Annotated in this window: 20 protein-coding genes; 7 read left to right on the top strand and 13 right to left on the bottom strand. The window is 71.7% G+C overall.

The features are described 5' to 3' along the window. Positions 1 to 176: 176 nt before the first annotated feature. The 4 genes from QF034_RS22045 to QF034_RS22030 form a co-directional block, all read right to left on the bottom strand. Positions 177 to 608, bottom strand: a complete 432-nt coding sequence (locus QF034_RS22045) for a hypothetical protein (RefSeq protein WP_307176584.1) — start codon at positions 606 to 608, stop codon at positions 177 to 179. A 61-nt stretch (positions 609 to 669) separates the two neighbouring features. Continuing rightward, the gene (locus tag QF034_RS22040; RefSeq protein WP_306965117.1) at positions 670 to 1,329 is read right to left on the bottom strand and encodes a DUF5063 domain-containing protein; all 660 of its coding nucleotides are present in this window, start codon (positions 1,327 to 1,329) and stop codon (positions 670 to 672) included. Further along, positions 1,322 to 1,921 carry a recombination mediator RecR gene (gene recR, locus QF034_RS22035; protein WP_003991835.1) on the bottom strand — a complete coding sequence of 200 codons (600 nt, stop codon included), beginning with the start codon at positions 1,919 to 1,921 and terminating at the stop codon, positions 1,322 to 1,324. The genes QF034_RS22040 and recR overlap by 8 nt, the downstream gene beginning before the upstream one ends. A gap of 100 nt (positions 1,922 to 2,021) precedes the next feature. Beyond that, a complete protein-coding gene (locus QF034_RS22030) occupies positions 2,022 to 2,363 on the bottom strand; it encodes a YbaB/EbfC family nucleoid-associated protein (RefSeq protein WP_184594451.1) in 342 nt (113 codons plus the stop codon). A 243-nt stretch (positions 2,364 to 2,606) separates the two neighbouring features. Between QF034_RS22030 and QF034_RS22025 the strand changes: the two genes are divergently transcribed. Further along, positions 2,607 to 3,362 (top strand): SLATT domain-containing protein, encoded by a 756-nt coding sequence (locus QF034_RS22025; protein WP_307176583.1) that lies wholly within the window; start codon positions 2,607 to 2,609, stop codon positions 3,360 to 3,362. A 50-nt stretch (positions 3,363 to 3,412) separates the two neighbouring features. Here the strand turns inward: QF034_RS22025 and QF034_RS22020 are convergent, their stop codons facing one another. Beyond that, positions 3,413 to 4,270, bottom strand: coding sequence for a helix-turn-helix transcriptional regulator (locus tag QF034_RS22020; protein ID WP_307176582.1), 858 nt, complete (start codon positions 4,268 to 4,270; stop codon positions 3,413 to 3,415). 97 nt (positions 4,271 to 4,367) lie between these two features. Between QF034_RS22020 and QF034_RS22015 the strand changes: the two genes are divergently transcribed. Together QF034_RS22015 and QF034_RS22010 are read left to right on the top strand one after the other, a co-directional pair. Further along, positions 4,368 to 5,126 (top strand): SDR family oxidoreductase, encoded by a 759-nt coding sequence (locus tag QF034_RS22015; protein WP_307176581.1) that lies wholly within the window; start codon positions 4,368 to 4,370, stop codon positions 5,124 to 5,126. 59 nt (positions 5,127 to 5,185) lie between these two features. Beyond that, positions 5,186 to 5,392, top strand: coding sequence for a tautomerase family protein (locus QF034_RS22010; RefSeq protein WP_307176580.1), 207 nt, complete (start codon positions 5,186 to 5,188; stop codon positions 5,390 to 5,392). 46 nt (positions 5,393 to 5,438) lie between these two features. On the opposite strand, the gene QF034_RS22005 is transcribed toward QF034_RS22010, so the two are convergent. The 3 genes from QF034_RS22005 to QF034_RS21995 all read right to left on the bottom strand — a co-directional run bounded on the left by QF034_RS22005 (position 5,439) and on the right by QF034_RS21995 (position 8,643). Next, positions 5,439 to 7,490, bottom strand: a complete 2,052-nt coding sequence (locus tag QF034_RS22005) for a serine/threonine-protein kinase (RefSeq protein ID WP_307176579.1) — start codon at positions 7,488 to 7,490, stop codon at positions 5,439 to 5,441. Positions 7,491 to 7,570: 80 nt separating this feature from the next. Beyond that, on the bottom strand, positions 7,571 to 8,029 hold the full coding sequence (locus QF034_RS22000) for a MarR family winged helix-turn-helix transcriptional regulator (protein WP_307176578.1): 459 nt from the start codon (positions 8,027 to 8,029) through the stop codon (positions 7,571 to 7,573). Beyond that, positions 8,026 to 8,643, bottom strand: coding sequence for a type 1 glutamine amidotransferase family protein (locus QF034_RS21995; RefSeq protein ID WP_307176577.1), 618 nt, complete (start codon positions 8,641 to 8,643; stop codon positions 8,026 to 8,028). Before QF034_RS21995 ends, QF034_RS22000 begins: the two co-directional genes overlap by 4 nt. A 178-nt stretch (positions 8,644 to 8,821) precedes the next feature. Here QF034_RS21995 and QF034_RS21990 point away from each other — a divergent pair, with 178 nt between their 5' ends. From QF034_RS21990 to QF034_RS21980, 3 genes are all read left to right on the top strand, one after another. After that, a complete protein-coding gene (locus tag QF034_RS21990) occupies positions 8,822 to 10,177 on the top strand; it encodes an aspartate aminotransferase family protein (protein ID WP_307176576.1) in 1,356 nt (451 codons plus the stop codon). 140 nt (positions 10,178 to 10,317) lie between these two features. Then, on the top strand, positions 10,318 to 11,019 hold the full coding sequence (locus QF034_RS21985) for a GntR family transcriptional regulator (protein WP_307176575.1): 702 nt from the start codon (positions 10,318 to 10,320) through the stop codon (positions 11,017 to 11,019). A 122-nt stretch (positions 11,020 to 11,141) separates the two neighbouring features. After that, positions 11,142 to 11,792, top strand: a complete 651-nt coding sequence (locus tag QF034_RS21980) for a putative DNA-mimic protein (RefSeq protein WP_307179947.1) — start codon at positions 11,142 to 11,144, stop codon at positions 11,790 to 11,792. Positions 11,793 to 11,801: 9 nt separating this feature from the next. Here the strand turns inward: QF034_RS21980 and QF034_RS21975 are convergent, their stop codons facing one another. Both QF034_RS21975 and QF034_RS21970 read right to left on the bottom strand, forming a co-directional pair. Continuing rightward, positions 11,802 to 12,095, bottom strand: coding sequence for a hypothetical protein (locus QF034_RS21975; RefSeq protein ID WP_307176574.1), 294 nt, complete (start codon positions 12,093 to 12,095; stop codon positions 11,802 to 11,804). Between the two features lie 111 nt (positions 12,096 to 12,206). After that, positions 12,207 to 13,490 carry an adenylosuccinate synthase gene (locus QF034_RS21970; RefSeq protein ID WP_307176573.1) on the bottom strand — a complete coding sequence of 428 codons (1,284 nt, stop codon included), beginning with the start codon at positions 13,488 to 13,490 and terminating at the stop codon, positions 12,207 to 12,209. Positions 13,491 to 13,674: 184 nt separating this feature from the next. Here QF034_RS21970 and QF034_RS21965 point away from each other — a divergent pair, with 184 nt between their 5' ends. Further along, positions 13,675 to 14,523, top strand: coding sequence for a diacylglycerol kinase family protein (locus QF034_RS21965; protein ID WP_307176572.1), 849 nt, complete (start codon positions 13,675 to 13,677; stop codon positions 14,521 to 14,523). 4 nt (positions 14,524 to 14,527) lie between these two features. On the opposite strand, the gene QF034_RS21960 is transcribed toward QF034_RS21965, so the two are convergent. The 3 genes from QF034_RS21960 to QF034_RS21950 are packed head-to-tail and all read right to left on the bottom strand — an operon-like array spanning position 14,528 to position 17,330. After that, positions 14,528 to 15,151: a Uma2 family endonuclease gene (locus QF034_RS21960; RefSeq protein WP_307176571.1), complete on the bottom strand. Its 624-nt coding sequence runs from the start codon at positions 15,149 to 15,151 to the stop codon at positions 14,528 to 14,530. Positions 15,152 to 15,186: 35 nt separating this feature from the next. After that, entirely contained in the window at positions 15,187 to 15,942 is a 756-nt protein-coding gene (eutC, locus tag QF034_RS21955) for an ethanolamine ammonia-lyase subunit EutC (RefSeq protein WP_307176570.1), read from the bottom strand. After that, positions 15,939 to 17,330, bottom strand: coding sequence for an ethanolamine ammonia-lyase subunit EutB (locus QF034_RS21950; RefSeq protein WP_307176569.1), 1,392 nt, complete (start codon positions 17,328 to 17,330; stop codon positions 15,939 to 15,941). Before QF034_RS21950 ends, eutC begins: the two co-directional genes overlap by 4 nt. Between the last annotated feature and the right edge of the window lie 36 nt (positions 17,331 to 17,366).

Raw genomic sequence — 17,366 nt, 5'->3', positions numbered from 1 at the left:
ATCTCCGGTGGGATCGAGGGGGAGTTGACTGCCTCCGCTTTCTCTGCGGTGGAAGTGACTCCAGACTCGCGTGTCACCGGTTAGGGGCCGTGCAGCCGTCGTACAGGGGACGTCCAGGATGCGGCCAACTCACTCAGGGTGAGGCGTCCTTGGCCCGGAGGCCGCCGCCGAGGGGCTCATGCGTCTGCCGTGGAGGCGGAGCCGATGTCACCGCCCGCGGCGACGGAACGCTCGCCGGATGCGGTGACGTTCCGGGGCTGCGCAGGCGTGGAAGAGGGCGGGGGCGAGGGGTTGGCCGGCGGGGCGGGCGCTGAGGGCCCCGGGCCGTGGCCGGTCGAGACCGTACCGATGGTCCCGCCGGCGGCGACGGACCTCGTACCGCTCGCGTTCACCGCCGTGCCACCGGATGTGCCGGACGTACCTGCCGAGCCCTGGAACCCGGCGTACACCGCGAGTGCCAGGCCGATCAGCGCGGCGACGCCGCCGGCCACACTGGCCCAGGGATCCGCCGCCTCGACGTCCAGGACAGCACCGACGACGAGCCCCAGGGCCCCGGCGGCGCAGAGCCCGACGCCCGTCCACATCCATGCCTTCGACTGACCGGTCATCCGGCCATCATCGCGCCCGGGGCCGGGCCGTGGTGGGGAGAAAGCCGCTGAGGCGGGGCGGTTACTTGGCCGGGCGCAGGCCCAGCGGGCCCGCGATCTCCTCCGCCATCACCCGGCCCGCCTCGATCTCCAGGGTGTCGTCGCCCATGTCCTGGTCCGTGTCGAGGCCGTCGAGTTCGGCCAGGGGCTGGTCGAGGCGGACGTGGGCGAGGACCGACTGGAGGGCGCGCAGGGTCGCGGAGGCGGTGGAACCCCAGTTGGAGAAGTAGGAGAACTGCCACCACCACAGGGCCTCCGTGGTGCGGCCCGCCCGGTAGTGGACCATGCCGTGGCGCAGGTCGGTGATGACGTCGGTGAGGTCGTCGGAGATACGGGCCGGGACCGGAGCCTTGCGGGGCTCGTAGGGGTCGAAGACCTCCGAGTAGACGTCGACGGGGTCGAGGAGGCGGGCCAGGTTCTCGCGGAGTTCGTCGACGTCCGGCTCGGGGCCCGGGTCGGGCTCGTAGCGCTCGTCGGGCACGATGTCCTCGTGCGCGCCGAGACGGCCGCCGGCCAGGAGGAGCTGGGAGACCTCCAGGAGCAGGAACGGCACGGCCGATTCCGGCTCGTCGCCCTTCGCGATCTCCGTGACGGCGACCAGGAAGCTCTCGACCTGGTCCGCGATCTGGACGGCGAAGTCGTCCGGGTTCTGGTCGGTCGCGTGCAGCGTGGCGTCAGACATCTAGGAGTCGTCTCCCCTCGAAGGCGCGACCGAGGGTCACCTCGTCCGCGTATTCCAGGTCGCCACCCACCGGGAGGCCGCTGGCCAGGCGGGTGACCTTCAGGCCCATGGGCTTGATCATGCGGGCGAGGTACGTGGCGGTCGCCTCGCCTTCGAGATTGGGGTCCGTGGCGAGGATGAGCTCCGTGACCGTGCCGTCGGCCAGGCGGGCCAGGAGTTCCCTGATCCGCAGGTCGTCCGGCCCCACCCCGTCGATCGGGCTGATCGCTCCGCCCAGGACGTGGTACCGGCCCCGGAACTCACGTGTGCGCTCGATCGCCACGACGTCCTTCGGTTCCTCGACGACGCAGATGACGGCGGGATCGCGGCGGGTGTCACGGCAGATGTTGCACAGCTCCTCCTGCGCGACGTTGCCGCAGGTCGCGCAGAAGCGGACCTTCGCCTTGACCTCCATGAGGGCCTGGGCGAGCCGGCGTACGTCCGTGGGCTCCGCCTGCAGGATGTGGAAGGCGATCCGCTGGGCGCTCTTCGGACCGACGCCGGGCAGCCGCCCCAGCTCGTCGATCAGGTCCTGGACCACGCCTTCGTACAACGGACTGCCTTTCCTGGGTCATCGGGGTCGTGCGCGCCGTACGGCCTTCCCGTACGTACCGTAGTTGTCAGCCGCCTGTCCGAGGAAGGCGGCGGGCGTCTCAGAACGGCAGACCGGGGATGCCGCCGCCGCCCAGACCCTGCGCGAGCGGGCCCAGCTTCTGCTGCTGGAGCGCCTGCGCGTTCTCGTTGGCCGCCTGTACCGCCGCCACGACCAGATCGGCGAGGGTTTCCGTGTCGTCCGGATCCACCGCCTTCGGGTCGATCTTCAGGTTGCGCAGCTCGCCGGCGCCGGTGACGGTCGCGGTGACGAGTCCGCCGCCCGCCTGGCCGTCGACCTCCGTCTGCGCCAGTTCCTCCTGCGCCTGCGCCAGGTCCTGTTGCATCTTCTGGGCCTGCTGGAGCAGCTGCTGCATATTGGGCTGGCCACCACCGGGGATCACGATCAGCTCCTTGCTCGGTACGGGTTTTCCCGTTCGGCACGAGCCTACGTGGTCGGGCCTGGCGTCGCCCCAGCACTCTTTCGAGTGAGTTTCCCTCGCGCCCTATAACTGATCAAGGAATACTTCCGGGCGGAAAAGCGGCGAAAGCTACATCTTCGCCACCCGTTGGGGGGTAGGAAGGGTCCGGCGCGTGTGCGTCGTGTGTGTCACTTGTCACGCAGGGTGGTCAGTAGGGAGTGCCGGGTGGGTCAGCCGGAGATGCAGCCCGAGGGGCCGCCTCAGGACGGACGGGGCGAGGGGGCGGCCCGGCTGCGGCCGGGCGATCTGACCGGGCGGGCCTTTCCGCTCGGGGACTGGGGGGAACCGGCGGTCCGGCTCGACGAGCTGTACCGCTGGGTGGAGCGCGGGGCGCTGCGGACGGCGGCCTGGTATCTGGAGGACCGGGTGTGGAAGCGGCGGTGCGCGCGGGTGCTGCGCTGCGGGGCCGCGGTGGGGGCGGTCACCGGGGTCGCGCTGCCCCTGCTGGATCTGACCGGGGTCGCGGGCGGGATCGCGCCTTGGGGGTGTCTGGCGCTGCTGCTGGGGGTGGCCTGTGTGGCCGTCGACCGGTACTTCGGGGTGACGTCGGGATGGATGCGGGACGTGGCCACCGCGCAGGCCGTGCAGCGGCGGTTGCAGGCGCTTCAGTTCGACTGGGCGGCGGAGTGCGTGCGGGAGGTCCTGGGGCCGGCGGAGGGGACGGCGAGCGAGGCGGCCGAGCGGTGTCTCGGGGTGCTGCGGAGGTTCTCCGAGGACGTGAGCGAGCTGGTGCGGGGCGAGACGGCGGAGTGGGTGGGGGAATTCCGGAACGGGGGTGCACCTGTGGGTTTGCAGGCGGTGGTGTTCCCGGGGGGCGGGCGCGGGGCCGAGGCGGGGGGCCTCAACGGGCGGTTCTCCGTGCCGCCGGCGGGAGGTGCGCGGCCGAACATGCCCCGGCAGCGGCCGCCGGAGCCCAGATGACGGCGGGTCCGGCAGGCCGAGGCCTACGGGACGTTCAGCGCGGGGGCCGGTCAGCGTGGGGCGTCGGTGAGCTGGGTTCCTATGACGGCGAGCAGGTCCAGTTTGTCGGCGCTGTCCGTACCCAGCGCGGGAGTGAACCAGAGCAGCCGCTGCCGGCCGTCCTCGCTGAAGAGGTTGAGGCAGTTGACCTCCAGCGTGCCGAGTGCGGGGTGGTTGATGCGCTTGCGGTCGTCCCGGCGGACTCTGACCTCGTGCTGGGCCCACAGGTCGTCGAACTCGGGTGAGCGGGCACTCAGGTCGGCGATCAGGGTGCGGGCCTCGGGGTCTTTCGCGTCGCGACGTGCCGCGGCGGCCCGCAGGTCGGCGACGAACGAGCGGGACTGTGCGTCGTGATCGGCTTCGGGATAGAGGCGGCGCGCGGCGGGGTCGGTGAACCAGCGGTAGACGAAGCTCGCGTTCTTGCCGCGGAACCCCGACTGGTCGCCGAGCAGGGCGATGGCGAGGGGGTTCTGCACGAGCGTGACGTGCAGGTCGGTGATGACCTGCGCCGGCGTCGAGGTCAGCCGGGTGAGCAGGTCCGTCATCCCGGGGTGTACATGCGCCCGGGGCCCGCCGTGCGCGGGCAGGGGGCGGTCGGCGAGGCGGTAGAGGTAGTCGCGCTCGTCCGACGTCAGACGCAGCGCGCGGGCCAGGGCGGCGAGCATCTGCTCCGAGGGCTGTGAGCCCGCACCGCGTTCGAGCTCGTTGTAGTAGTCGACCGAGGCACCCGCGAGTTGCGCCACCTCATCACGGCGCAGCCCCGGCACACGGCGGCGCGGGCCCGCGACCAGGCCGACGTCCTCGGGGCGGATGCGCTCACGGCGCGAGCGCAGGAAAGCGCCGAGCTCGGTGTATTTCGGGGAACCCACACACCCAGTCTGCGCGATGGCGGCCTGCCGGCACACCGCTGACACAGGGGATGACATCCCCTGGTACGCACGCCGCGAGCGCCGCATCGTGGGACACATGAATCCCACCGACACTGCTGCTGCAGCGCCCCGCCGGGTCGCCGTCGTCACCGGCGGCTCGCGCGGCATCGGGCGCGCCGTCGCCGAGCGCCTGGCCCACGACGGCCTGATCGTGGCCGTGAACTACGCGAGCGACTCCGCCTCCGCCCAGGAGACGGTGAAGGCGATCACCGCGGCCGGCGGCCAGGCGATCGCGCTCCAGGCCGACGTCGCCGACGAACACGCCGTCACCGCCGTGTTCGATCGGGTGGAAGCCGAGTTCGGCGGCGTGGACGTGGTGGTGAACTGCGCCGGACGGATGGCTCTGTCCCCGATCGCCGACCTCGATCTGAGCGTGCTCGACGCCGTGCTGCGCACCAACGTCCGCGGCACCTTCGTCGTGGCGCAGCAGGCCGCCCGCCGGCTGCGCGCGGGCGGCTCCTTCGTCGCCTTCTCGACCTCCGTGGTCGCCACCCAGTTCCCCGCCTACGGTGCCTACACGGCCAGTAAGGGCGCGGTCGAGGCACTCACCCTCACCCTCGCGCGCGAGCTGCGCGGCCGGGACGTCACCGTCAACACCGTCGCCCCCGGGCCCACGGCGACCGACCTGTTCCTGGACGGCAAGACGGACGAGCAGATCGAGGCGCTGGCCAAGACCCCGCCGCTGGAGCGTCTGGGCACGCCGGCCGACATCGCCCACGTGGTCGCCTTCCTCACCAGCAGGGAAGGGCACTGGGTCAACGGCCAGATCCTGCGGGCGAACGGCGGCATGGCCTGACCGCGGCGTCCGCCCCCACACCACCCTGTGACCCGTACACCACCGGAAAGGAACACCTCATGCCCTTCGCCAACCTCAAGGTTCCCGCCGACACGCTCACCGAGGAGTCCAAGAAGAAGCTCCAGGACGCCGTCACCGACGCGTTCGCCGACGTCTACGGAGAACGTGCCCGCGCGACGACGCTCGTGGTCCTCGAAGAGGTCGCCGACGGCGGCTGGAGCCTGGGCGGAACCATCCTCAACGCGGAGATTCTCGGCCACAGTTGATCAGGCACGGCCGTCGCCACGGCCACGAGGTTCCACGAGGAGTTGGTCACTGCCTCGTGTACGTCAGCCGCTCCCCGCTGCTCGTGTTGAGGCGCTGGAGCGTGCCGTCCGGCAGGAGGGTGACCTCGGTGGCGGCGCCCGGGGTGCAGGCGGTGCGCGGCTGCCCGACCTTCACGGTGGACGGGCCGATCTTCAGCGTGCCGTCGGCGCCGGGTCCAGCGGTCAACTGCCCCTCGAACACGCAGTGGTAGCTGCCGCCGTCCTTGGTCGGGCCGTCGGCCACGAGGGACAGGACCGTGTCGCCCGGTTCGCCCTGCTGGAGGGTGAGCGAACGGCTGTGCTCGCCGTCGGCGTTGTCGATGGTCGTGGTCCAGGTGCCGAGGTACCCGGTCGGGATCGCGCCGTCCGCCGGAGAGGCGGAGGTGTCCGGCTGTGAGGTCGTCGGGGACGGGCCCGGCGTGGTCGGGGGCGCGCCGGTGCTCTGCGTGGGGGTGGGGCCGGCGTCGGCCTGGTCGCCGTCGCCGCCCTGCATCAGCGCGTACACCGAGCCGCCTGCGGCCAGCGCGACGACCAGGGCGATCACGGCGAGCAGCGCGGTGGAACGGCCGCTTCTTCGCCCCGGGTCCTGCGGGGGGCCGTAGGGCGGGGTGGGGCCGTAGGGCGGAGTCGTGCCGTAGGGCGGCGGGCCGTAGGGCGGGGTGGAGCCGAGTCCGCCGTAGGCGGGGTGGTACGCCGGGGTGCCGGGGGCGCCGGGGGTCCCGGGTTGGGGGTGCTGCTGGGGGTAGCCGTACGCCGGGTGCGGCGGCGGGGGCGTCTGCGGCTGCGGCTGCGGCTGCGGCTGCTGCGGGTGGGACGGTGCGCCCGTGCCCGGGAGTTGCCGGGGCGCCGGGGGCGCGCTCTGACCGGCGACCATGGTGGGCAGATGGTTCACCGGCGGGCCCTCGCCCGGCAGGCCCGGAGGGGGCGGGCCGGGGGTCGCGGCGGGCGCCGTCGCGGGGGCCGGGGGCAGCGCGGGGCGCGGCGCCGACTCGTCGGCGGCGGGGGCGTGTTCGGGCGTGGGGTCGGGGCCGGGGTTCTCCTCGGGGCCGGGACCCCGCTGCTCGGCAGGCGGCTCGGGGGAACCCGCTCCCTCGGCGGAGCCGGCCCCCTCCGGATCCTCCGCGTCCAGCAACCGCACCGCGTGCCGCCCGAGTTGGGCGACCAGGGCGCTCGGGAGCCAGGGGTCGAGGGCGCGGCCGTCGGAAACGGTGTCGTCCGCGCCGGTGCGTTCCAGGACGCGGTCGAGGGACGGGCGTGCGGCGGGGTCCTTGCGCAGGCAGTCGCGGACCAGGTCGGCGATGCCCTCGGGGACGCCCTCCAGGTCCGGTTCCTCCTGGGCGATGCGGAACATCAGGGCGTGCACACCACTGTTGGCGGTGCCGAAGGGCAGGGCGCCGGTGGCGGCGTAGGCGAGGACCGAGCCGAGGCAGAAGACGTCGCACGCGGGGGTGATGCGGTCGCCGCGCACCTGCTCGGGCGCCATGAAACCGGGCGATCCGACGAGCGCCCCGGTGCGCGTGAGCCCGCCGTCCGTCACGGTCTGCAGGGCCCGGGCGATACCGAAGTCGATGACGCGCGGGCCGTCGATGGTGACCAGCACGTTGGACGGCTTGAGGTCGCGGTGGACGATGCCGGCGGCGTGGATGTCCTTGAGCGCGTGCGCGAGCCCGGCCGCGAGGATGCGGACCGTCCGCTCGGGCAGGGCGCCGTGGTCGTGTCCGACGACCTGCTGGAGGCTCGGCCCGGCGACGTACCCGGTGGCCACCCAGGGCACCGCCGCCTCGGTGTCCGCGTCCAGCACCGGCGCCGTCCAGTACCCGCCGACCCGCCGCGCGGCCCGCACCTCCTGCCGGAAGCGCTCCCGGAACTCCTCCTGCGCGGCCAGTTCCTCGCGCACGAGTTTCACGGCGACCGTACGGCCCCGCTCCGAGCGGGCCAGATACACGTGCCCCATACCGCCCGCCCCGAGCCGCGCCAGCAGCCGGTAGGCACCAATGCTCCCCCAGTGCTTAACGCCTGGGGGGACCCCCAGTGGATCCCCGGGCCCCAGCTTCTCCATCGCTCAACCGCCTTCCCCCCACACGTGAGCAACAGATCGAGAATAGTGCCGGGCCCGGGCGGGGCAGGCCCGAACGACGTCTACGGTTCCGTAACAGGCGGTCCCACCTGGTCGAGCACCTTCGACAGCCGTTCCAGTACCCGCACCGCCTCCGCCAGGTCCGCCTCCCCGAACGCCTCCGCCAGCCGGTCGGCGAAGGCCGTGTGCCCGGGGTTGATACGGGCGATCGCCGCCCGCCCCTCCCCGGTCGGCGCGAGGAGCTTGGCGCGGCGGTGCGCGGGGTTCGGCCGGTACTCGGCGAGCCCGCGGTCCACCAGCAGGTCGGCGATGCGCTGCACGCTCTGCCGCGTGATGCCCATGGCGCGGGCGATGCCGGAGACGGGCAGCGGCTCTCCGAGGACCGCGCCGAGCACCTGCCACCAGGCGGCGGTCAGTCCGGCGGGCCGGGCCAGTTCCTCCGCCACGGCGAGGAACTGGCCGTTCAGCCGGAACACCCCGAGGGCGCTGCGGCTGAGCAGGTCCTGACGCTCCCGGCTCATGCCGCCCCGGCCTTCGCCAGCACGGCGTACGCCGCCGCGTCGGAGTCGTGGAACAGCCGGTACCAGGCGTCGAGCACCTCGCCCTCGTACACCCCGAGCAGCCGGAAGATCTCCCGGGCGAAGGCGACGGGCTCGGTCGGGCCGGCGGTGACCAGGTTTGCGTCGGTGACGGCGTCGGTCTCGACGTAGCGCTCGCCGCCCGCGTAACCGGTCGCGGCCAGGTAGAAGGAGACCGCGCTGGTGTGGTCGCGGTCGTCGAGCAGGCCCTCGCGGGCGAGCCCGGCGGTGGCCCCGCAGATCGCGGCGACCGGCACGCCCGCGTCCAGGAACGCCCGGGCCTTGCGGGCGAAGGGCGCGAGGTCGCCGGTCGTGTCCCAGAGGTCGGCGCCCGGGAGGATCAGCAAGGAGCTGTCCTCGGGCCGTACGTCGTCCAGGGCCGTGTCGGGCTGGATGCGCAGTCCGCCGATGCTGGTGACCGGGTCCGTGGACGGGCCGACGGTCCGGATCCGGTACCCGGCGCGGGCGAGATGGGCCGTGGCGTGGCCCGTCTCCCAGTCGGCGAGGGTGTCGTAGACGGCGAGATGGACGGGCTTGCGGTCGGTGACGGCGTTCATGGCTCCTCCTGAGACCCGAAGCTCGACCCCGAAAGGTCATGACAGCATCCTGACATTTAGACAGCACACTGTCAATCCAGGGATCTCCGCGCGCCTGGACAACCTGTCGCGGAATGCCGCCGACGGCAGACAGGCCGCCGATTTCACCGCCCTCTCCCCCGCGCCTACGCTCGCCCGCATGACCCCTCAGCCGAACCCCGAAGCCGGTGCCGCCGTCAAGGCCGCCGACCGTGACCACGTGTTCCACTCCTGGTCCGCTCAGGAGCTCATCGACCCGCTCGCCGTCGCCGGGGCGGAGGGGTCGTACTTCTGGGACTACGACGGCCGGCGCTACCTCGACTTCTCCAGCGGGCTCGTCTACACGAACATCGGCTACCAGCACCCCAGGGTCGTCGCCGCGATCCAGGAGCAGGCGGCGAGGATGACGACCTTCGCGCCCGCGTTCGCGATCGAGGCCCGGTCGGAGGCGGCCCGGCTGATCGCCGAGCGGACCCCGGGCGACCTGGACAAGATCTTCTTCACCAACGGCGGCGCCGACGCCGTCGAGCATGCGATCCGGATGGCCCGGCTGCACACGGGCCGCCCGAAGGTGCTCTCGGCGTACCGCTCGTACCACGGCGGTACGCAGCAGGCCGTGAACATCACCGGCGACCCGCGCCGCTGGGCCTCCGACAGCGGCACGGCCGGGGTCGTGCACTTCTGGGCGCCCTACCTCTACCGCTCCCGTTTCTACGCCGAGACCGAGGAGCAGGAGTGCGCGCGGGCGCTGGAGCACCTGGAGACGACGATCGCCTTCGAGGGACCCTCGACCGTCGCGGCGATCATCCTGGAGACGATCCCGGGCACGGCCGGGATCATGGTCCCGCCGCCCGGCTATCTCGCCGGGGTGCGGGAGCTGTGCGACAAGTACGGGATCGTCTTCGTCCTGGACGAGGTCATGGCCGGGTTCGGGCGGACCGGTGAGTGGTTCGCGGCGGGCCTGTTCGGCGTCACGCCCGACCTGCTGACCTTCGCCAAGGGCGTGAACAGCGGGTACGTGCCGCTGGGCGGGGTCGCGATCTCCGGCGCGATCGCCGAGACCTTCGGGAAGCGGCCGTACCCCGGCGGTCTGACGTACTCCGGGCATCCGCTGGCGTGCGCCGCCGCCGTCGCGACGATCAACGTCATGGCGGAGGAGGGCGTCGTCGAGAACGCGGCCCGGCTGGGCGCGTCCGTCGTCGGCCCGCAGCTGCGCGCGCTGGCCGCGCGGCACCCGAGCGTGGGCGAGGTGCGCGGCGTCGGCATGTTCTGGGCGCTGGAGCTGGTCCGCAGCCGGGATACGCGGGAGCCGCTGGTGCCCTACAACGCGGCCGGGGAGGCGAACGCGCCGATGGCCGCCTTCGCCGCCGCCGCGAAGGACAGCGGGCTGTGGCCGTTCGTGAACATGAACCGGACGCATGTGGTGCCGCCCTGCACCGTCACCGAGGCGGAGCTGAAGGAGGGGCTCGCGGCGCTGGACGCGGCGCTCTCCGTGGCGGACGAATACACCAGGTAATCAGCTGTAAACCGACCAGAAGACGACCACAACCAGTCAGTAACCGACCAACCTCGTACCTCGTTCGAACGCGTAGGGTGGCGTGGCCGTAGACATATACGTGCACGCCACCCGAACGCGACGAGGGAGACGCCCTGACCATGCCCCGCAGCTCCGGCAACGGCGCCGTGACGCGCAGCACCCTGCGACAGCAGATCGCCGACGCGCTTCGTGACGAGGTACTGGCGGGACGGCTCCAGCCGGGGCAGGAGTTCACGGTCAAGGAGATCGCCGACCAGTACGGGGTGTCGGCCACGCCGGTCCGGGAGGCGCTGGTCGACCTCTCCGCGCAGGGGCTCCTCGACGCCGACCAGCACCGCGGCTTCCGCGTCCACGAGTACTCGGCCGAGGACTTCCGCGGCATGATCGAGGCCCGCGACCTGGTCATCGAGGGGATGTTCCACGCCCTCACCACCGGGCAGCACGCTTCCGGGCAGCCGGGCGACCCCCGGGTCGCCGCCGTGCTCGCCGGGGTACGGCGGCGCGGCGAGGAGGCGCAGCGGGCCGCGGCGGCCGGTGACCTCACCGTCCTCATCGGCTACGACCTGCGTTTCTGGCGCGAGCTCGCCGCCCTCTTCGGCAACCCCTACCTCGCCGACTTCCTGCACCGGCTGCGTGTGCAGACCTGGGTCTGTGCGGTGCAGCACCTGCGCCGGCTCAGGGACCTGCGGGGCGAGCTGTGGGCAGGCCACACCGAGCTGGTCGACGCCCTGGGCGCCCGCGACACCCACACGGCCCGGTCGATCATCGCCGACTACAACGCCCACTCCATCGCCCTGATCGAGCGCCTCGCCTCAGGATGACCTGCGTCGCATCTGTCCGTATGGGTATGGGACATGCACGGCGGGAGCCGCTTTTCGTGCCGCACCGATACCCTTCCCTGACACCGCGCCACCCGACCACCGAGCTGAGCGAGGAGCCTTCTTTGGCCTGTGACCTGTGGCTGGTACCGCTCGTCGACGTGTTGTGCCACACGCCGGACAACCCGTTCGCCGAGGAACTCGCGCAATACAACAAGGTGCTCGCCGAGGCCGGGCTGCCGCCGGTGCCGGTGTACCAGTACATGCCGGGACTGTCGGGCGACGTCGCCCCGGTGGCGGGCTTCGACTACGACGCGCTGCACTTCCTGCGCCGCGCCTACCTGCTCCAGGTGTGCGGCCTGCCGGTGACGCCCGTGGACGAACTCGGCGGCGACTACGAGCAGTTGCTGGAGATGTTCGAGTCGACGGCCCAGCAGTCGCACCTCGTCTGGCACTACGACCACGCGGGCGCGTACGTCCCCGTCGACTTTCCCAGCCCGCTCGCCGACGACCAACTCCTCGCGGGCGGCGGTCCGCTGGGTTCCTCCCACGCCCTGCTGCGAGAGCTGGAGCTGGTCGCCCCGGCCATCGGCATCGACCCGGCCAATCCGCCGGCCGCGCCCCAGCCGCCGCTCGTGCCCACGGAACTGGAGGAACCCGCCGTCCCGGCCCCGTACGATCCCAGCCCCTTCGCCCGGGAACGCCACGTCTGGCTCGGTCTGCACGCGGCCGTGACGCGGAGCCTGGCGCAGGGGTCGATGATCGTCTTCAGCTGAGCCCCGGGCTCAGCGGCCCAGCTGGGAGAGGCCCTTCTGCAGGTCCTCCAGGTTCATCACCGGTGTGTAGCTGATCTCCGCGCCGAGCTGGAGGAAGAAGGGCTCGCTGAGCACCGGCATCTGCGAGCTGTCCTGCATGTCGAAGACGAGGAAGGCGGTCCGCTTGCCGTGGTCGGCGGTGAAGTAGGCCGCTTCGGGCTTGATCTGTTCCAGTGACTCCTGGACCAGCTTCCCCAAGGTGCCGTTGCGGATGGCCTCGTTGGCCTTCTCCGTGTCCATGGATGCCTTGAGCAGTACGCGCATCGCAGTCACCTTCTTCTGGTCGACGCACGCGGGGGGTCTGACTTTCAGCCTATGCCCGATCACCGGCGCCCGCGCGGGACGCCGGTGACCGGGCGCTGACGGCCCTGTGGCCTACAGGAACGAGTTGATCTCGATCGTCTCGTCCCGGCCCGGGCCCACGCCGATCGCGGAGATCGGGGCGCCGGACATCTCCTCCAGCGCCTTGACGTAGCTCTGGGCGTTCTTCGGCAGGTCGGCGAAGGACTTGGCCTTGGAGATGTCCTCGTTCCAGCCCGGCAGCATCTCGTAGACCGGCTTCGCGTGGTGGAAGTCGGTCTGGGAGTAGGGCAGCTCCTCGACCCGCTTGCCGTCGATCTCGTACGCCACGCAGACCGGGATCTGCTCCCAGCCGGTGAGGACGTCGAGCTTGGTGAGGAAGAAGTCCGTCAGGCCGTTCACCCGGGTCGCGTAGCGGGCGATCACTGCGTCGAACCAGCCGCAGCGCCGGTCACGGCCGGTGGTGACACCGCGCTCGCCGCCGATCCGGCGCAGCGCCTCGCCGTCCTCGTCGAACAGCTCCGTCGGGAACGGGCCCGCGCCGACACGGGTCGTGTAGGCCTTGAGGATGCCGATGACCCGGCTGATCTTCGTCGGGCCCACGCCCGCGCCCGTGCAGGCGCCGCCCGCGGTCGGGTTGGAGGAGGTGACGAAGGGGTACGTGCCGTGATCGATGTCCAGGAGCGTGCCCTGGCCGCCCTCGAACAGGACGACCTTGTCCTCCTCCAGCGCCTGGTTGAGGACCAGGACGGTGTCGGCGACGTACGGCGCGAGCTTGTCGGCGTAGCCCAGCAGCTCCTCGACGACCTGGTCGACGGCGATCGCGCGCCGGTTGTAGAGCTTGGTGAGGATCTGGTTCTTGACGTCGAGCGCCGCCTCGACCTTCTGCGTGAGGATCGACTCGTCGTACAGGTCCTGGACACGGATACCGACGCGGTTGATCTTGTCGGCGTAGGTCGGGCCGATGCCGCGCCCGGTCGTGCCGATCTTCCGCTTGCCGAGGAAACGCTCCGTCACCTTGTCGACCGTGACGTTGTACGGCGTGATGATGTGCGCGTTTCCGCTGAGGAGGAGCTTGGAGGTGTCGACACCACGCTCGTTCAGACCGCTCAGCTCGGAGAGCAGGACCGACGGGTCGACGACGACACCGTTACCGATGACCGGCGTGCAGCCGGGAGACAGGATTCCGGAAGGGAGCAGGTGGAGGGCGTACTTCTGGTCACCCACGACCACCGTGTGGCCGGCGTTGTTGCCGCCCTGGTAGCGCACTACATAGTCCACCGAACCACCGAGAAGGTCGGTGGCCTTTCCCTTGCCTTCGTCACCCCACTGAGCACCGAGCAGCACAAGTGCGGGCACGCGCGTACACCCCTTCCGGGCGGGGCATGTCCATGGTCGAGGGCGAACGCGGAGGTCTCCGCCGCGTGCACCGCGACCGCCGTTGGCCGCCAACCGTCGGACCGGATGCCCCGGAATAGACGAAGCCCCTGGCGCAATAGCGCAAGGGGCTCTTGCACAAAGATGCTACCCGAGGAAGCGAGGCATGGCCGAGGTGGCGACTTCCGCGACGTCCGAGCAGCTGCTGGTGGTGGTCGACCCGGTCGCCCGTCGGTCGGACGGCGAGTCCGTACGGATAGCGAAAGACGTGCTCGGAGCGGGTGCGGCGATGAAGCTGTGCCTGCCGGACGGCCCGGAGGAGTTCGCGCGGGCGTTGCGCCGGCGGGGCTCGCGCCGCCCGGTGGTGGTGGGTGACGACCGGGCCCTGATCCGCGCGGTGTCGCTGCTGCACCGGCATCGGGAGCTGGCCGGATGCGCGCTGTCGGTGGTGCCGGTCGGGGGCGTGCAGTCCCTGGCCCGGTCGCTGGGGGTGCCGACGGGGACGGTGGCGGCGGCGCGGGCGGTGCTCGACGGGGTCGAGCGGCGGATGGACCTGATGGTGGACGACAGCGACGGGGTGGTGCTCGGCGCGCTGCGGATACCGCCGGTGTATCCGCAGGCTTCGCCGGAGCCTTCCGCGCGTCCCTGGCTGCGGACGTGCCAGTTTCTCGTCAAGACGCTGGTGCCGGTACGCCCCGCGCGGGAGGTCCCCGTCGCCGGTCCCCGGCCGTCCCGGCTGCGGGTGGAGGTCGACGGGGTGACGCTGGTGGATCTGGGCCAGCCGGTGGAGGCGGTGTCGGTGACGCCGGGGTCCTCCGGGGTGGCGGAGGTCGAGGTACGGCCGGCTTCGGTGGGCGCGGAGGCGTCGCCCGTGCGGGCGGCCGGGAAGACGGTGACCGTGGTGGGCGCGGATTTCCGGTACCGGTCGGACGCGGGGGTGTCGGGGCCGGTGCGCAGGCGGACCTGGACGGTTTGGGAGGGGGCTTGGGGGCTTACGCTGCCTTCGTCGGCGTGAGCCTTCAGGCCTCGTTCTGCTCCTGGGCTTCCTGTTCGGGGGCCTGGAAGCCTGTGGTGTCGAGTGTGCAACCGAAGGGGTCCGGGATGTAGAGCTTCTCGCCGAAGGGCTTGGTGAAGCGGACCTCATATCCCTTCGCGGACGGGGACCCGAAGACGATGGCCTGCTCTTCCTGCATGTCGAGGACCAGGTAGAGGGGGACGCCTGCCTTCCCGTACGTCTCGACCTTGTCGGTGAGGTCTTCGTCCCTGGTGGAGGTCGAGGTCAGTTCGGCGACGAAGGACAGGCCTTCCCCGTCCAGGTGGTTGCTGCTTGTCTCGTACGTCCGCTCGTGTGCGGCATGGATGTCCGGCCCATACGCACGCTCGACTCGGGGGAAGACGAACAGCTGCGGAGCCCGCTCGATGATGTGGCCTGCGGGGAGGTGTGGCTCGAGTTGGTTGCACACCAGCTTCATGACGCGGGTGTAGTACCCCTTGGACCACGGCGACACGACGATGCTCCCCCTGATGATCTCGGCCTTGTAGCCGTCGGGCACGCGCAGCTCGTCGAGGAGGTCCAGAAGCTCCTCGAAGCCACTGCGGGGCGTGGTGCCGCTTATCACCGGTCGCTCTGCCATGAGTGTCATGATGCGCCCTCCCCTTGCCGCGGACCAGCCGCCACTCAGCGTAGCTGCTCGCTCACGGAGCCGCAGTCGATCTCGTCCTTCAGCCCGACCCCCGTGACCCCCGACTCCCGCGCCCTCCCCATCAGCCCCGACAGTTTCCCCGCCGCCGTCTCGTACGTCAGCCCCAGAGGTGGCCGGATGTTGGACAGGCAGTTGCGGTCGGCGTCTGTCGTCACTCCCGGCTTCGGCGCGTACGTCAGGTAGGCGCCCAGGGAGTCGGCCGCCGACATGCCCGGGCGTTCGCCGACGAGCACGACCACCATCGCCGCACCCATCGCGTGGGCGATGTCGTCACCGAGGGCCACCCGGGCCTGTTCGGCGAGGACGACGGGGGCGACGTTCCAGGCCGGCAGCCGTGTCACCGTCTCCCGCACCACCGCCGCCGCATGCTCGTGCACCGCCCGGCTGGACAGGCCGTCGGCGACCACGAAGACCACGTCCCAGTCACCCACGGGCAGGTGTGCGCGGTCCGTGGGGTCCAGGCGGCGGCCCAGGTCCGGGCGCTGGAGGTACGTGAGCCGGTCGGGGGCCGCGCTGCGCACCCGTACCGTCGGCAGGCCGGGCAGCACCGCCGCGATCGCGTCCGGGGCGAACGGCGCGTGCACGGCGTCGCGGGCGGCCGCGTGCGCGGACTGGAGTTCCAGGCGGTGGCGGGTGGACAGCGCCGATCCCGCGCGGCCCAGGCCGATGCGGGCCTGGGTGTGGCGGCGGAGGGCCGGCCACAGGTCACCGGTGACGTCAGGTGTCGTCATACCGCCCGCTCCCGTCCGATCGCCGTGAGCGGGTGGGCCGTATGCGATACGTCCCTGACCCCACCCCGTTCGTCCAGCAGCCCGATCGACTCCAGCCACGCCTCGAACTCCGGCGCCGGGCGCAGGCCCAGCACCTCGCGCAGGTACAGGGCGTCGTGGTACGAGGCCGACTGGTAGTTGAGCATGATGTCGTCGCCGCCCGGCGTGCAGATCACGAAGGAGGCGCCGGCCACGCCCAGCATGGTCAGCATCGTCGCCACGTCGTCGTCATCGGCGTCCGCGTGGTTCGTGTAGCAGATGTCCAGGCCCATCGGCAGGCCGAGCAGCTTGCCGCAGAAGTGATCCTCCAGGGCGGCGCGGAGGATCTGGCGGCCGTCGTAGAGGTACTCCGGGCCGATGAAGCCGACCACCGTGTTCACGAGCAGGGGGTCGTAGCGGCGGGCGACCGCGTACGCCCTCGCCTCCACCGTCTGCTGGTCCACCCCGTGGTGCGCGTCGGCCGACAGGGCGCTGCCCTGCCCCGTCTCGAAGTACATGACGTTCCGGCCGACGGTGCCCCGCTGCAGTGCCCGCGCCGCCTCGTGCGCCTCGTCCAGCAGGTCCAGCGTGACCCCGAAGGACGCGTTCGCCGCCTGTGTCCCCGCGATGGACTGGAAGACCAGGTCCACGGGAGCGCCGCTCGCCATCAGGTCGAGGCTCGTCGTGACGTGGCACAGCACGCACGACTGGGTCGGGATCGCGTACCGCTCGATCACGCCGTCCAGCAGTTCCAGCAGGTCCCGTACCGCCTTCGGGCTGTCCGTCGCCGGGTTGATGCCGATGACCGCGTCGCCGGAGCCCAGCAGCAGGCCGTCCAGCAACGCCGCCGCGACTCCCGCCGGGTCATCGGTCGGATGATTGGGCTGCAGTCGTGTCGCCAGCCGGCCCGGTAGCCCGATCGTCGAGCGGAACGCCGTCACCACCCGCACTTTGCGGGCCACGGCCACCAGGTCCGCGTTCCCCATCAGCTTGGACACCGCGGCCACCATCTCCGGCGTCAGCCCGGGGGCCAGCGCGGCCAGCGTCCCGGTGTCCGCCGCCTCCGACAGCAACCACTCCCGGAACTCGCCGACCGTCAACCCGGCCACGGGCGCGAAGGCCGCCGCGTCGTGCGTGTCGAGGATCAGCCGGGTCACGTCGTCGGTCTCGTAGGGGATCAACGGCTCGGTCAGGAAGGCCGCGAGCGGCACCTCCGCCAGCGCCCAGCGTGCCGCGACCCGCTCCTGCGCCGACTCGGCGGCGAGCCCGGCCAGCCGGTCGCCGGAGCGCTCGGGACTGGCGGCGGCGAGCAGGCGGGCGAGGGAGTCGAAGCGGTGGCGGTGGCCGCCGAGGGTGGACGTGTAGCTCATGTCGGCGACCGTACGAGCCGCCGAAAGGGCCCGTCC

This window comes from Streptomyces africanus, assembly GCF_030816955.1.
Lineage (GTDB): Bacteria > Actinomycetota > Actinomycetes > Streptomycetales > Streptomycetaceae > Streptomyces > Streptomyces africanus.
This window is presented reverse-complemented; position numbering and strand designations above follow the sequence as displayed.

Bases quoted from the DNA above. Each gene is read 5' to 3' on its own strand.
- QF034_RS21985 (WP_307176575.1), top strand. From the start codon at position 10,318: ATGCCCCGCAGCTCCGGCAACGGCGCCGTGACGCGCAGCACCCTGCGA.
- QF034_RS21965 (WP_307176572.1), top strand. From the start codon at position 13,675: ATGGCCGAGGTGGCGACTTCCGCGACGTCCGAGCAGCTGCTGGTGGTG.
- QF034_RS22015 (WP_307176581.1), top strand. From the start codon at position 4,368: ATGAATCCCACCGACACTGCTGCTGCAGCGCCCCGCCGGGTCGCCGTC.
- QF034_RS22040 (WP_306965117.1), bottom strand. From the start codon at position 1,329: ATGTCTGACGCCACGCTGCACGCGACCGACCAGAACCCGGACGACTTC.
- QF034_RS22000 (WP_307176578.1), bottom strand. From the start codon at position 8,029: ATGAGCCGGGAGCGTCAGGACCTGCTCAGCCGCAGCGCCCTCGGGGTG.
- eutC (WP_307176570.1), bottom strand. From the start codon at position 15,942: ATGACGACACCTGACGTCACCGGTGACCTGTGGCCGGCCCTCCGCCGC.
- QF034_RS21975 (WP_307176574.1), bottom strand. From the start codon at position 12,095: ATGCGCGTACTGCTCAAGGCATCCATGGACACGGAGAAGGCCAACGAG.
- QF034_RS22010 (WP_307176580.1), top strand. From the start codon at position 5,186: ATGCCCTTCGCCAACCTCAAGGTTCCCGCCGACACGCTCACCGAGGAG.
- QF034_RS21995 (WP_307176577.1), bottom strand. From the start codon at position 8,643: ATGAACGCCGTCACCGACCGCAAGCCCGTCCATCTCGCCGTCTACGAC.
- QF034_RS22005 (WP_307176579.1), bottom strand. From the start codon at position 7,490: ATGGAGAAGCTGGGGCCCGGGGATCCACTGGGGGTCCCCCCAGGCGTT.
- QF034_RS21960 (WP_307176571.1), bottom strand. From the start codon at position 15,151: ATGACACTCATGGCAGAGCGACCGGTGATAAGCGGCACCACGCCCCGC.
- QF034_RS22045 (WP_307176584.1), bottom strand. From the start codon at position 608: ATGACCGGTCAGTCGAAGGCATGGATGTGGACGGGCGTCGGGCTCTGC.
- QF034_RS21950 (WP_307176569.1), bottom strand. From the start codon at position 17,330: ATGAGCTACACGTCCACCCTCGGCGGCCACCGCCACCGCTTCGACTCC.
- QF034_RS21990 (WP_307176576.1), top strand. From the start codon at position 8,822: ATGACCCCTCAGCCGAACCCCGAAGCCGGTGCCGCCGTCAAGGCCGCC.